This window comes from Anabaena sp. UHCC 0399 (genome assembly GCF_034931465.1).
GTDB classification, from domain to species: Bacteria; Cyanobacteriota; Cyanobacteriia; order Cyanobacteriales; family Nostocaceae; genus Trichormus; species Trichormus minutissimus.
The window spans coordinates 1-14,514 of the sequence record NZ_JAYGGZ010000039.1 but is presented as its reverse complement, the minus strand read 5'-3'; the positions used below and the strand labels follow the sequence as shown (position 1 = coordinate 14,514).

At 41.2% G+C, this 14,514-nt stretch carries 10 protein-coding genes; 6 read left to right on the top strand and 4 right to left on the bottom strand.

Features of this window, described 5'->3' with window-relative positions:
• Window positions 1-15 precede the first annotated feature (15 nt).
• The 4 genes from VB693_RS19730 to VB693_RS19715 all read left to right on the top strand — a co-directional run bounded on the left by VB693_RS19730 (window position 16) and on the right by VB693_RS19715 (window position 6,435).
• Window positions 16-1,806: an ABC transporter ATP-binding protein gene (locus tag VB693_RS19730; protein ID WP_323267733.1), complete on the top strand. Its 1,791-nt coding sequence runs from the start codon at window positions 16-18 to the stop codon at window positions 1,804-1,806.
• A 227-nt stretch (window positions 1,807-2,033) separates the two neighbouring features.
• A complete protein-coding gene (locus VB693_RS19725; RefSeq protein ID WP_323267732.1) occupies window positions 2,034-2,906 on the top strand; it encodes a 4-hydroxybenzoate solanesyltransferase in 873 nt (290 codons plus the stop codon).
• Between the two features lie 475 nt (window positions 2,907-3,381).
• Complete coding sequence (locus VB693_RS19720; protein ID WP_323267731.1) at window positions 3,382-4,599, top strand: glycosyltransferase family 4 protein; 1,218 nt, start codon at window positions 3,382-3,384, stop codon at window positions 4,597-4,599.
• Between the two features lie 192 nt (window positions 4,600-4,791).
• Window positions 4,792-6,435 (top strand): metallophosphoesterase family protein, encoded by a 1,644-nt coding sequence (locus VB693_RS19715; RefSeq protein ID WP_323267730.1) that lies wholly within the window; start codon window positions 4,792-4,794, stop codon window positions 6,433-6,435.
• Between the two features lie 42 nt (window positions 6,436-6,477).
• Here VB693_RS19715 and VB693_RS19710 read toward each other — a convergent pair whose 3' ends face one another.
• Window positions 6,478-7,068, bottom strand: a complete 591-nt coding sequence (locus VB693_RS19710) for a DUF4142 domain-containing protein (protein ID WP_323267729.1) — start codon at window positions 7,066-7,068, stop codon at window positions 6,478-6,480.
• 4 nt (window positions 7,069-7,072) lie between these two features.
• Entirely contained in the window at window positions 7,073-7,669 is a 597-nt protein-coding gene (gene ndhI, locus VB693_RS19705) for an NAD(P)H-quinone oxidoreductase subunit I (RefSeq protein ID WP_323267728.1), read from the bottom strand.
• Between the two features lie 181 nt (window positions 7,670-7,850).
• On the opposite strand from ndhI, the gene VB693_RS19700 reads away from it, so the two are divergent.
• Window positions 7,851-8,066 carry a hypothetical protein gene (locus tag VB693_RS19700; protein WP_323267727.1) on the top strand — a complete coding sequence of 72 codons (216 nt, stop codon included), beginning with the start codon at window positions 7,851-7,853 and terminating at the stop codon, window positions 8,064-8,066.
• Window positions 8,067-8,409: 343 nt separating this feature from the next.
• Entirely contained in the window at window positions 8,410-10,638 is a 2,229-nt protein-coding gene (psaB, locus tag VB693_RS19695; protein WP_323267726.1) for a photosystem I core protein PsaB, read from the top strand.
• A gap of 300 nt (window positions 10,639-10,938) precedes the next feature.
• On the opposite strand, the gene VB693_RS19690 is transcribed toward psaB, so the two are convergent.
• Both VB693_RS19690 and VB693_RS19685 read right to left on the bottom strand, forming a co-directional pair.
• A complete protein-coding gene (locus VB693_RS19690; RefSeq protein ID WP_323267725.1) occupies window positions 10,939-11,145 on the bottom strand; it encodes a hypothetical protein in 207 nt (68 codons plus the stop codon).
• Between the two features lie 95 nt (window positions 11,146-11,240).
• On the bottom strand, window positions 11,241-14,514 hold a 3,274-nt coding region (locus VB693_RS19685; RefSeq protein ID WP_323267724.1), incomplete at its 5' end, for a class I SAM-dependent DNA methyltransferase.

Below are 14,514 nucleotides of genomic sequence, written 5' to 3'. Positions count from 1 at the left end.
AAATCCAAAATTCTGATGAGAGGTAAAGTCCCAATGATTGCATCCGAACAGAAGGAAACGCCACAACTCTCAACCATCCGGCGTTTCTTACGATACTTGCGCCCCTTTCAAAAAGAAATTCCCATAGCACTGACATTAGTATTAATCGGTGCTTCTACCCAGGCTTTGGGGCCATTCTTACTAGGTTGGTCAGTTGATAACCTGATAACCAAGGGGAATTTGCAGGGGTTGCTGCGGCTATTAGGTCTACTAGCTTTAATCTACGGATTTGGTATCTGGGCAATCCGGGGTCAAATTATTCGTGTCGGTTGGATTATGCAGCGATTGCTGGCGCAACTGAGACAAGATATTTTTCTGAAAATCCAGAGTCTACCACTCAGCTTTTTTGACCGCAGTGAAGCTGGCGACTTAATGAGTCGGCTGCTCAATGATGTGAATACTGTCAATCAAGCTTTTGGACAAACCGTTGCTCAAATGCTAGGCAATACTTTTAGTTTGGTTGGCATTGTGATTGCGATGCTCTCAATCAACCTACAACTCGGCCTGTTAAGCAACTTAGTTGTACCATTGATGATTTTTACTACTAGCTTGTTTGCTCGGTGGGCGAGGACTAAATTTCGCGTTACACGACAAACAATTGGAAAACTTTCTGCCAAGTTAGAAGAAGATATTGGCAGTGTGCGAGAAGCACAAGCATTTAATCGTGTACATCTCAACATTGCAGAATTTGACCTGCTCAATGCGGCTAATCGTGATGCCAACGTGGAAGCAGTAGCAATTACTTCGGCCTTTTTACCGTCGATTGACTTTCTTAATACTCTAGCTACAGCAGGTGTACTAGCATACGGTGGCTATCTCGCTGTCACAGGAGGCGCGACAGTCGGTGTGGTGACATCCTTTTTACTTTATGTGCAGCAGTTTTTCCGCCCCATCCAAATCCTTAGTCAGTTTTACACCCAAGCTCAGTCAGCCTTTGCCGGACTAGAGCGAATTTTTCTGCTGTTGGATGAACCATCGCAACTCCAAGACGCACCTAATGCTACCAAAATGCCTGCTATTCAAGGTGAGGTGATATTTGAGAATGTCAAGTTTGGTTATAGCCCAGAACAATTAGTTCTTAAAGGTGTAAATTTACACGCTTATCCAGGACAGATGGTGGCATTAGTAGGGCATACTGGCTCAGGCAAAACGACAATTATTAACCTGATATTGCGTTTTTATGATGTGTCTGATGGTGGAGTAAAAATTGATGGCATTGATGTGCGTAGTGTTACCCAAGCGAGTCTACGCCGTCAGATAGGCATTGTCTTGCAAGATAATATTTTATTTAGTGGGACTGTAGCGGAAAATATTGCCTTTGGTGCGCCTTATGCTACTCAATCCGAGATTGAAGCGGCGGCACAAATGGCGAATGTGCATGAGTTTATTACCTCTCTCCCACAGGGTTACACAACTAAGTTGGGTGAAAGAGGTGCGCCTCTAAGCCAAGGACAAAGACAACTAATCAGTATTGCGCGTGCCGTGTTAATCAATCCCCGCATCTTGATTTTGGATGAAGCAACCAGTAGCATAGATACCCGTACAGAAGCACTCGTACAAGATGCGATCGCTCGTTTATTGCAAGGTCGTACTAGTTTTGTCATTGCTCACCGCCTCAGCACCGTCACCCAAGCTGATCAGGTGTTAGTAATTCAGCAAGGCCAAATTGTCGAACGGGGTACTCATGCACAACTGGTTGACCAGCAAGGTGTTTATGCCAATCTCTATGCTCTCCAGTTGGGTGCGACAACCGAGGAAGTTAATTGACAAAGTTACCAACTCAGTGCTGAGTGGTGAGTGCTGAGTGCTGAGTAACTCTGCACTACGGTAAAAGCCACGCCCAATTGTGGGCGGTCTTTTCACTCAGCACCGGCTCAACGCCCCGCTACCGCTAACGTAACTCAGCACTTTTCATCCCATTAGCAGCAATATTCCGACTGCCATATCAAAAAAAGATATTCTATGATAATTTCCAGTCCCCAATCCCCAACCCTATGTTAGAACGTAACCAAGAACCAGTCTGGCTGACGATTATCCTGCTTTTGCGGTGGCATAAACCCGAAGGACGTTTGATTTTGATGATTCCTGCACTTTGGGCAGTATTTTTGGCTGCTGCTGGTAAGCCGCCTTTAGCATTGGTGGGGGTGATTATCTTGGGTACTCTTGCCACTAGTGCGGCTGGGTGTGTGGTAAATGATTTGTGGGACAGGGATATTGATCCAGAGGTGGAAAGAACCCGCGATCGCCCCCTCGCTTCCCGTGCGTTATCTGTAAAAGTGGGGATTGGGGTGGGGATTGTCGCCTTAGCTTGTGCGGCGGTGCTGGCGTTTTATCTCAACCCCTTAAGTTTTTGGTTATCTGTGGCGGCTGTCCCGGTGATTCTGTTGTATCCTGGTGCGAAGCGAGTTTTCCCTGTACCGCAATTGGTATTATCAATCGCCTGGGGATTTGCGGTGTTAATTAGCTGGAGTGCAGTTACACAGAATATTTCTCAACCCACTTGGTTATTGTGGGGGGCTACTTTGTTGTGGACATTGGGATTTGATACAGTTTACGCCATGAGCGATCGCGAAGATGATCGCCGCATTGGTGTTAATTCCAGTGCCTTGTTTTTCGGAGATTACGCACCTGTAGCCATTGGTATATTCTTTGCGGGTGCGATCGCTTTATTAGGGTGGCTAGGTGTTGCTATTCACCTAAAATTAGCTTTTTGGATTAGTTTAACGATTGGGACTATTGGCTGGTTTTGGCAGTTTCTCCAATTAAGGAAACCAGAATTACCTAATCCTGTTTATGGGCAAATGTTCCGTCAGAACGTTTGGATTGGTTTTATTTTACTAGCTGGAATGATTATAGGTTCTTTTTAGAGCAGGTGATAGCCTACGCTGGGCGGTTAAGCGATCGCCATCAGCACTCGAAACGTCAACCGCCATCGCTCTTCTCTGATTTTTCCTTCCCCCCATTATTCTTGTGTTTTGTCAACCTACATAACCATCCCATTTTCTACAACCCTTTCCTTATCTACTTTTCCGTCATTTTAAGAAAGTTTTGGGTAATGGATAGCCTTGCAGGGAACGTAAGAGAAGCAAGCTATGGAGAGGGGTTTCAAAAATAAGTTGCACATCGCGTTATATAGCTTCTTCTAAGCAACTGAGGTACGCCCAAATCTTGTTAAACAAGGTTATTAGCTTTAAAGCTGTACTTTAGCAGGCTAGGAAATGCTATGATTAGCAGGCTTTTCGTAGCTTAAATTTAATAAAACTTCACAAAAACCGATAAACATAAATGACATCCATGCGTTGATCAGGTCATGTTATAGGTATCATTATTTGATTTAGTTGTATGAATATCTTAATGCTATCTGCCACCTTTCCCTATCCACCTACACGGGGGGGAACACAGGTGAGGACGTTTAATTTACTGAAATATCTCAGTCAAAATCATACTATTACTTTAGTAACTCAACGCGATCGCGATGTTACAGACGCAGAAATCGCCGGCTTAGAGGATTGCGTAGATCACTTAGTTGTTTTTGAGCGTCCGCCAGAGAGTAGCACAAATGGGGGAATAGTCAAGAAAATACAGCGATTGAGTCAATTCTGGCTACAGGGGACACCACCAAGTGTGCTTACCCGCTACTCCAGCGAGATGCAGGCGTGGATTGATAGGGTTGTAGAGGAGGGAAAATATGATGTGATGACCTGCGAACACAGCGTCAATGAAATTTACGTGCGATCGCATTTCCAAAAACATCTCAAAACTATAGTGAATGTTCATAGTTCTGTCTACGGTACTTGTCTCAATCAGCTAACAAGCGGTGTTTCGGAAAATGTGCTGCGAGATAAAATTAATTTGCCTCTGTTACGCCGTTATGAACAGAAATATTGCTCTAAGTTTTCCGCGATTGTAGTCACGACAGAAGAAGATAAAATCCAATTGCAGGAATTTAACTCAAAAAGTCACATTGCAGTCATTCCTAATGGTGTAGACTTCGTAACCTTTCCCTACCGCACTACTGACCCACATGGACATAAATTAGTATTTATCGGTGCAATGGATAATCTGGCAAATATGGATGCTGTCTGCTTCTTTGCTAATCAAGTATTGCCAGAAATTCAAAAATATTATCCTGATACTACTTTCGATATTGTTGGTTCTCGACCTACACAGGAAGTTTTAGCACTGCAAACTCAACCAGGAATTACCGTGACTGGACGTGTACCTTCAATGGTAGATTACCTCCACAAAGCAACTGTCTGCGTTGTCCCCATGCGGACGGGTTTTGGCATTAAAAATAAAACCTTAGAAGCCATGGCCGCAGGTGTGCCGGTCGTAGCCAGCGATCGCGGTTTAGAAGGACTGGCTGTAGATGGTGATAATATACCTTTGGCAGCATTAAGAGCCAATCAAACCGCAGAATACATTGATGCCATTAAGCAACTGTTCGAGCATCCACAACTACGGGCAGAATTATCTCACAACGGCAGACAACTGGTAGAAACAGAATTTACTTGGCAGATTGCTGGTCAGCGTTATGAGGAAGTATGTATCAAAAAATAACCCTCCAACCAACCCAATTACGCACTAGCCAAAAATAACAGCAACACTCCCCTTCCCTCCTCCCTGTCACCTGTCACCTGTATACTAAGAGCGATCGCAGCAGCGAGGCTAAAAATGAAACTGCTAACCCCTGTAATTTTGTTTTTTCTATGCCTTACCCTGATTAGTGTGCGTTCATTTGGGCAAACAACTATGACCTCACAACCGCAACTGCTGACCGACCCATTTTTGCAACTACCAACGGAAAATTCAGTCAGAGTAGTGTGGTTTACTGAGTTTACTGGTAAACAACATCAAGTCACCTATGGCGAGAATTTACAGCAAACTACCCTAGCCAGCACCACAAAACTTAGCCGCACACGGGAAGACCAAAACTCACGAGTCGCCAAGCAAACCCAAAACGGACAAGTTTATCAACAACCAGTCAAGCGCAATATCTGGCGACATGAAGCTAAGGTGACTGGGTTAACTCCTGGGGTGCGGGTTAACTATCGTGTCACCAGTATCAGAGAAGACGGTCAAAGTATCAGCAGCGATGTATTTACCCTTGCACCCACCCCCCAACCAAACACACCGCTAAAAATTCTCCTCACCTCAGACCACCAACTCAAACCCATGACCCCAGCAAATCTGCAAAAGGTTGTGGAAACTGTCGGACAAGTAGATGCAGTCTGGTTCGCTGGTGATTTAGTGAATGTCCCTGACCGCGCCTCAGAATGGTTTGATGATAATCGGGGGAATGGGTTTTTTCCTGGGTTGCAAGGTCGCGCTAGTTATGAAATGGAACACAACGGCGTGAAGACAACCTACAAAGGTGGGCAAATCATTCAACACGCACCCATGTATACTTGCATTGGCAATCATGAAGTCATGGGCAGATTAGCCAGAACTGACAGCTTAGATGGTGAATTTAATGATACGATTCCCCGTGATGTTGCCCAAAGGTTATATAGTGGTAAATCTTTAATCGATAACTCATTTAATACATTTACCTACGAAGAGATTTTGACTTTACCTCAAAGTCAAGAGGGTGGTAAAAAATATTATGCAGTTACTTTTGGAGATGTCCGCTTGGTAGTGTTGTACATTACTAATATGTGGCGGACTCCTAATTTAGATGCCTCCTATAAAGGTAGATATAAGGAAGCAGCAACAGATTTGAATCAGCCGGAAAATTGGGGTTATGGGCAGATAATTTATGAACCAATTAATAAAGGTAGTCAGCAATATAATTGGCTAGAAAAAGAACTCAATAGCCCAGACTTTCAACAAGCCAAATACAAAATTGTCATGTTTCATCACCCGCCCCATACTTTGGGTGATAACATCGTACCCCCCTACACTGAACCTTTACAAATTATTGAACGAGACACTGAAGGCAAAATTAAAGCTGTGCGTTATGAGTATCCTAAGCAATCAGATTATATAATTCGTGATGTCATCCCTTTACTAGAAGCTGCTCAAGTACAACTAGTTTTTTATGGTCATTCCCATTTATGGAATCGCTTTGTTAGTTCTAGGGGAATGCACTTTTTAGAAACATCTAATGTTGGTAACTCTTATGGTGCAGCTTGGGGTGAGAAAAAGCGAGAAGTGCCATTTGGTTATCAGGAAGATTATACTGCGATCGGCGACCCCAACGGCTTAGAACCTGTGTTACCTACAATTAATCCTTTGGTGGGTGAAGATAGTAAACCTATGCCTTATCTTGCCAGCAATGATATTACAGTTTTTAGTATCTTTGAAACAGCAACGGGTACAATTAGCAGCTATCGTTTTGATACCCGCAAGCCAGATTCGGAAGTGGTCAAATTTGATGAATTTCAGTTGCAATAACTAGCGTTTCAAAGCTCTCCCCCTGCGCCCCTGCGCTCTCTTTTATTGCTGAGTCGGTGCTGCGAACAGTTGATCAACCAATTGCAAATGCGCTTCTATCAGAGGTATACTTTTGGCAGCAAAGGCTTTCAAATCAGTATCTTGACCCAGTTGTAACAGACGACTGTTGAGGATCAATCCTTCCATGTTTCTATTGATACCAGCTTCATTAACGTATGCCTGATCAAAATTTGCGTCAGATAATTTTGATAGTTGCGTGATTAAAGCTTGATATTTAATACCCATATCCGTTGGTGGAGTAATGGCTTTTTGGGTAGCCAACTGCATTAATTCTTGATTTACAGGTGTATAGTCTTTGATCATCTGCTGGGCATATTGTTTAACTTTATCATCCTGAGACTTTTGTAATGCCAAGTTTGCCATTGCGATTTCTGCCATGCCTGCTTGAACCGCTTCTGTCATATATACTCTATCAAGTTGAGTAATTTGGGTTTGCTCTTTAATAGTCTCAGGAGGATTTTGGGTGATTATTTTAGCAGTGGCTGGTAAGTGGGAATAACTAACAACTGCGATCGCTGTACTTAATCCGACAATTCCTATCAGACTAGCAACATTTGTCTTTAATAATTTCATTTTCTTAATGATTATTATTTTCTAAATTTTGCTCTAAAATTTCAGATGGTAATAACCCTGGTCGATGAGCATCATCAGGAACGCCGTGAGGATTTAATACTCCTTTTGGTAAGTAAACTAACTCTCTAAGTGGTGTCACCATTGGGTCATTAGTAACTTTGTAAGGTAATCTCCCCATAGCCACATTATCCATATTTAATTCGTGGCGATCGTATGTACAAAGGTCGTATTCTTCAGTAAATGATATACAGTTAGTCGGGCAGTATTCCACACAGTTACCGCAGAAAATACAGACCCCAAAATCAATGCTGTAATGGTTGAGTTTTTTCTTTTTGGTGGCTTGGTCAAATTCCCAATCTACTACAGGTAGGTTAATCGGACATACCCGCACGCAAACCTCACAAGAGATACATTTATCAAATTCAAAGTGAATTCTTCCCCGGAAACGTTCGGAGGGGATCAGTTTCTCATAAGGATACTGCACAGTAATAGGACGGCGGTTCATATGGTCGAATGTTACTGATAGTCCTTGTCCTATATATCGCCCAGATTCAAATGAGGTTTGGACATAATCACTAACTTGGTTGAGAAATTTAAACATCAGTAAATTACTTTTGGTTAACCCTTTTATTTAGCACTTTAATCACTTTGAGCAATTTCAACCTCTCTCTAATGAATGGATTTACAGATAGGTTGAAAAGTAATTCTCAAGAATGATGTAGCCAGCAAATATTTTTTAAATAAATAGCAATATCCTAACTTGAACAACGTGACTACAGTCTATGCAATCAAAAGATAAATCTAGTGTAAATGCTACAAAATTAGTGTTGCGCCGGAATATGCCAAGCAACGATATGAATCAGCAAAGTATTCCAAATGAGCCAATATTTTCCCCTACAAAGGACGGATTTACTCTATTGTTGCGTAGTAGTTTTATCTTGGGATTTTTAGCCATTTTGTTTGTTGCTGCTATTTACTACGGCATTATCAATCCTTGAAAATTAGAGCTAAATTTGCAATTAGAATGGTTTATTTAAAATAAACCACCGTATCCTACGGTAAAGTAAGCGATGCTCAAAAATTATTTCGGCTGTTAATTGCTTAACAAACTAAAAAAGAGATTCATCCTAATCTCTTCCTCTGGTGAGATGGAAGTAGTAGTAGTTAATTTGTTTATTACTCCTATAGAGACGAATCCATCCCGTTATCTACAAATGTAATGTCCTAAAATCCGCCTGATTTATCTCTATAAACACCAGTTTTGCTATGAAAAACGTCAAGAATTGCTAGCTGATTAGCAATAGCAAACTAGTTGAGCAAAAAAGGATGTGATCAAAATACATGGCAGTAAAATATCCTAAATTTAGCCAGGATCTTGCTCAAGATCCAACTACGCGGCGCATCTGGTACGCAATGGCTCAAGGTAACGACTTTGAGAGCCATGATGGGATGACAGAGGAAAATTTATATCAAAAAATCTTCGCTACTCATTTCGGTCATGTAGCGATCATTTTCCTCTGGGCTTCTAGCTTATTGTTTCACGTAGCTTGGCAAGGCAACTTTGAACAGTGGATTAGAGATCCCCTACATATTCGTCCCATCGCCCATGCGATTTGGGATCCTCATTTCGGTAAACCAGCCGTAGAAGCTTTTAGTCAAGGTGGGGCTAACTACCCAGTTAACATTGCTTACTCTGGTGTCTATCATTGGTGGTACACCATTGGAATGCGAACTAACAATGATTTGTACATTGGTTCGGTGTTCCTCTTATTATTAGCAGCAGTATTTCTGTTTGCTGGTTGGTTGCATTTACAGCCCAACTTCCGTCCTAGTTTGACTTGGTTCAAGAGTGCTGAACCTCGTTTAAATCATCACTTAGCCGGTTTATTTGGTGTCAGTTCTTTGGCTTGGGCTGGTCACTTGGTTCACGTGGCGATTCCTGAATCTCGCGGGGTTCATGTTGGTTGGAATAATTTCCTGACCACCTTACCTCACCCAGCAGGGTTAGCACCATTTTGGAGTGGGAATTGGGGTGTCTATGCCCAAAATGCGGATACAGCCGGACATATCTTTGGGACTTCTCAAGGTTCGGGAACGGCGATTTTGACTTTTTTGGGTGGTTTCCATCCCCAGACAGAATCTCTGTGGTTGACTGATATGGCGCATCACCATTTAGCGATCGCAGTTATTTTTATTATCGCCGGTCATATGTACCGCACTAACTTCGGTATCGGTCACAGTATCAAAGAAATGCTAAACGCTAAAAATTTCTTTGGTATCCGCACCGAAGGTCAGTTTAACCTGCCCCACCAAGGGCTTTATGACACCTACAATAACTCCCTGCACTTCCAGTTGAGTATTCACCTGGCAGCTTTGGGAACAGCCGCTTCCTTGGTAGCGCAACATATGTACTCCCTGCCGCCTTACGCCTTCATGGCTAAGGACTACACTACCCAAGCAGCGTTATATACCCATCATCAATATATTGCTGGGTTCTTGATGATTGGGGCATTTGCCCACGCGGGGATATTCTGGGTGAGAGACTACGACCCCGAACAAAACAAAGGTAACGTACTCGATCGCGTCCTCCAGCACAAAGAAGCGATTATCTCTCACTTAAGTTGGGTGTCTTTATTCCTGGGTTTCCATACCCTGGGGTTATACGTTCACAACGATGTAGTAGTTGCCTTTGGGACACCGGAGAAGCAGATTTTGATTGAGCCAGTGTTTGCTCAATTTATCCAATCTGCTCACGGTAAACTGCTGTATGGCATGGATGCCCTGTTATCTAATCCAGATAGTATTGCGTTTACAGCCTATCCCAACCACGCCAACGTCTGGCTACCAGGGTGGTTAGATGCAATTAACGCGGGGACTAATTCCCTGTTCTTGACCATTGGCCCTGGTGATTTCTTAGTTCACCATGCGATCGCTCTCGGTCTACATACCACTACACTAATTTGTGTGAAGGGTGCATTAGATGCCCGTGGTAGTAAGCTGTTCCCTGATAAAAAAGACTTTGGCTTTAACTTCCCTTGTGATGGCCCTGGTCGTGGCGGTAGTTGTCAAAGCTCCTCTTGGCAACAAACCTTTTTCCTCGCCTTTTTCTGGATGCTGAACCTTTTGGGTTGGGTGACATTTTATTGGCATTGGAAGCATTTAGGCGTTTGGCAAGGTAATGTAGCCCAATTTAACGAAAGCTCAACATACCTCATGGGTTGGTTTCGTGATTATCTCTGGGCTAACTCTGCACAGTTAATTAACGGCTATAACCCCTACGGTACAAATAACCTCTCTGTGTGGGCGTGGATGTTCCTCTTTGGACACCTCGTTTGGGCAACCGGTTTCATGTTCTTAATTAGCTGGCGTGGTTACTGGCAAGAATTAATTGAAACCCTGGTTTGGGCGCACGAACGCACACCGTTAGCTAACTTAGTACGTTGGAAAGATAAACCTGTAGCTTTATCTATCGTCCAAGGTTGGTTAGTTGGTCTAGCACACTTCACTGTTGGCTATGTGTTGACCTATGCAGCATTCCTCATAGCCTCAACAGCCGGTAAATTCGGATAAAGTTTTCAATTTCCTCTGACCATTTTGCATCATCCCCCTTTATTGCCATTAGAGGGGGATTTTTTTATATCATAGGTGTTCGAGTGCGATGGAGTAGCGTAGCTGATCGCTCTCAAATTAATAGGACTTACGCACAAATTACGGAATAACGTTCGCGTAGCGTGCGCGTAGCGCATACCACAGAGACGCAGAGAACACAGAGAAATAAGGGTTTGAGAGAGTTTTTGCGCAGGGCGTAATTTTGTTTGGCTTAAGTCAGTGAAAGGTGTAGTAGAACTAAGTCTCCTTTAATCAGTTTCACTAGATCCGTTCTCCATCCTCAAGAGTATAGATATCTGGTTCGTCATAGAGAAAATTAAATGAATGCCCACTTTCTGCTAAATTCATTAACTTGTTGCTAGAAGGATACGGAATATTGCTAAATAATTTTTCTTCTAACCACAAACGTTCGTCTGTTGGTAAAGACAAAATTAGTTGCAATATTGATTCAACAAGTTTAGTGTTCATTATGCTTAATTTTCCTATTTAATATAAACTTCATCACCTTGACTATAAAATTTTTAGGCATAATCACCATTTGATTATCACCAGAAAGTATAACTTTAGCTGTTTATATTTTCAGTTCCTTTAGTTTCATTGTATTGCCAGCGTGTTACACCATTGTCATTTGAACTAACTAGAATATTGAACCATTCTAAACTTTCTAAATGGTCAGCAATGACTTTCTTTTGTCGCTGGGTGACTTTAAACTGTTTCATTACTTGTTCTACAGTCCATTCACCGCCACTGGTGCGTAATAAATCCCGAATGGCTGCAAGTTGTTCTTTCGATTTTTTGGGAAATGCTTTCTGTTCTATGGGTGTAATTGTGGTTTCTTCAGTTGCGGTGATACCTGCAATTGTTACCTGAGTTGTAACTTCATTGGGTGCTTGATATTCTGGACGTAGCCAACGAATTAAACCGTTACGTTCTTCTGCTGCGCGTTCAGCATTGAGGTTAACTAATCCTTCTAAAATTTCATCATTACTGATATTGTTTGACCATCCATAAGCTGCAAATACAGCCGCGTCTAGTTCATCGTGAATTTGTTTGAGAATGGAGACTAAGGCTTTATCATTATATTTTCTATCGGCATCGGTGAAGGTTTGTTTAGCACGTAATTTTTCTAAGAGGTTATACATTCCGGTAATTGTGACATCGGGATGTTGTGCTTGTACTTGTTTGCGGTGTGCGTCTAATTTTTCCCCTAAGTCCCGGATTTTTTCTTTTTGTTCTGTTGTAGCGTCAGGGAAGGGGAAGGGATTAAAGCAAACAGAATTATTATATCTTGGAGTATTACCTCCCAAATCGCCTCCCGCTTCTAATGCCCATATTACGTGTATTTTACTAGATAAAATACCTAGAAAGTAAGCATCACTCAAAGCAATCATTATAATCTCACTTTCAGATATAATATTACTGTTTAGAAACGTAAAAAACCTATGTTTTGTGGTTCTGGGAGTAGCAATATATCTATTTAAATTAAATATAGCTGGACGTATCTTAGCCCTTGGTTCTGAAAATATCCACCAATAATCCCTATATGTTTTTCTATTATTTGAATCTCTTTCAGGTTTAACTCTTTGTAAAATCCATTGATAAATAGTGGGATATCTATAAATTACCTGTTCTTTGGTTAACCCAAATAAGTCAATGATAAACCTCTCCTTTTCTAATGAAATTAAATCACGTCCATTTCTATATATTTTTATTACATCAGGTAAATTATTAATATTATAGTTTAGTATTTTTAATTCAACAGTATCCAGGATAAAACCTTGACCTGATAACATCATTCCTTTTGTAGATAATTCTTTATTGGCTTGTAAAGGAATTGTATTAGCTATATCAACACCTGATTTCAGATTGCTAAAAATATAGCCTACACTGTGATATTGTACTTCTACTCTATCGGCTGATTCTTCCGGTGTTTCTCCTTCGCCTTTAGCGACAACTATACCCATTTGAGGGATATTTCCAGTTTTCTTTGAATCATCCAATACTGCACCTGTCATAGCAACTGTTACTGCTGCACCTCCATCAACCCAAGGATGATCCGGAATAGCAAAACTTAACTTAATTGGATTCTTTTGGTTCTGATGGAAGTGAATAACTCGTCGTTGCCAAACCTGACTAATACTATTAGTTGTAATAAATCCAAATCGCTTAACTTTACCTTTCCTGACCAAATCTGCTGCTTTATGCCACCAATACATAACATAATCAACAGTATCCGGCACATCTTGATATACTTGACGTAGCGTTTCAGTATAACCATCACCTAATAATTCCCTCATCCTCGCATTCCCAATAAATGGCGGATTTGAAACAATATAATCAGCCTCAGTCCATACAGCCGGACGGGGTTTTATATAGCTATAAATTGGTATTTGGTCGGTAGAATCTGGTACATCTTCACCAGTAACAGGATGCTTTATTGTGCTTCCACCCCAACGGGTTCGCGGTTGTTGACTGGTAGAATCAATTGCAGGTTCTCTACCATCCCAAGCCAACACCGCATCTCGAAATTCAATATTATTAAACTTCTGTAAAACTGGTTCTGGTGGCGAAGTATTACCAAATTGCTTAAAGTACCATTGTAAATAACCAATCCAAATAACAAGTTCTGCAATACTAGCCGCCCTAGGATTTACCTCAATTCCTAAAAATTGTGAAACATTAACTTGCTCTAAAATATTGATTTGATATTGTCCAGTAATATCAGTTATCCGTCGTATAACTTCTGATTCTAAAGTTTTTAATAAATCTAGAGTTACATACAAAAAATTACCCGAACCACAAGCAGGGTCAAGAATTTTAATAGCTCTCAGTTTCTGCAAAAATTCTTTAATTAATTCTACTGCTTTCTTTTGCTGAGTTGCTGTTGGTTCAAGTTGATCACCTTCAACTTTCAATAATTGGTTAACTAAAATTTCTGTTTCTAACCAATCTTGGCGCAATGGTTCTATTACTACAGGACGAACTAACCTTTCCACATAAGAACGCGGCGTATAATGTGCGCCTAATTTACTGCGTTCATGAGAATCTAAAGCCCTTTCTAACAAAGTGCCAAAAATTGCCGGTTCTACCTGACTCCAATCTCTTTGGGCTGCTTGCAGTAACATTTTCAATTGCTCTTTTGGTAAATCAAATGCTTCCGTATCAGCAAATAAACTACCATTAAATTTCAAAATAGCATCAAAACCAAAAGTTCCCCCTGTATCCATTGTCTGCCATAAAGTTTCAATCTGTGACTTAAAGCTTTTTGGATTGGATATCCATCTTTCTTTTAATGCTTTAGTAAAAACTTCCCCTTTGAGAAATTGTACATCTTCAGCAAACATTGTGAAAATACAACGCATCAAAAAATTAGCAACTTTGTGAGGGTCATATTGCTGCTTTTCTAACCAGTTGGCTAATTTAGCTAAATCATTGGCTACCTCTCGCGTTACCTTTGCCCTAATTTTCTCTGGGTTACGCTTTTGAGGATCATTGAAAATATCAATAAATAGCTCAAAAATATCTACTTTTAATAAATCATCTAGCTTAATAATTTGTCTTGCACCATAACCGCCATAATTGGCACTAAATCCCATCCATAATTCCCAATGTGAACCAATATCACAAGTTAACAAGAAAGGCGGCTTTACTGGTAAATGAAGTGCATAAGCAGTGGCTTGAATAAACGCCTTTTGCATATATTGATCATAGGCTCGCGTACCTCGCTTGGGTGTGCTACCACCAGATTTTATACTCCCTTGCTTGGCTTCAAGAATAAAATGCCTTTCTTTATAAAAATCAATCCGTCCCTGCTTAATTTCTCCACTAGACTGAGGC

Excerpts from the sequence above, each read along its gene's own strand:
- VB693_RS19730 (WP_323267733.1), top strand. The coding sequence starts at position 16 with ATGAGAGGTAAAGTCCCAATGATTGCATCCGAACAGAAGGAAACGCCA.
- VB693_RS19725 (WP_323267732.1), top strand. The coding sequence starts at position 2,034 with ATGTTAGAACGTAACCAAGAACCAGTCTGGCTGACGATTATCCTGCTT.
- VB693_RS19720 (WP_323267731.1), top strand. The coding sequence starts at position 3,382 with ATGAATATCTTAATGCTATCTGCCACCTTTCCCTATCCACCTACACGG.
- VB693_RS19715 (WP_323267730.1), top strand. The coding sequence starts at position 4,792 with ATGACCTCACAACCGCAACTGCTGACCGACCCATTTTTGCAACTACCA.
- VB693_RS19710 (WP_323267729.1), bottom strand. The coding sequence starts at position 7,068 with ATGAAATTATTAAAGACAAATGTTGCTAGTCTGATAGGAATTGTCGGA.
- ndhI (WP_323267728.1), bottom strand. The coding sequence starts at position 7,669 with ATGTTTAAATTTCTCAACCAAGTTAGTGATTATGTCCAAACCTCATTT.
- VB693_RS19700 (WP_323267727.1), top strand. The coding sequence starts at position 7,851 with ATGCAATCAAAAGATAAATCTAGTGTAAATGCTACAAAATTAGTGTTG.
- psaB (WP_323267726.1), top strand. The coding sequence starts at position 8,410 with ATGGCAGTAAAATATCCTAAATTTAGCCAGGATCTTGCTCAAGATCCA.
- VB693_RS19690 (WP_323267725.1), bottom strand. The coding sequence starts at position 11,145 with ATGAACACTAAACTTGTTGAATCAATATTGCAACTAATTTTGTCTTTA.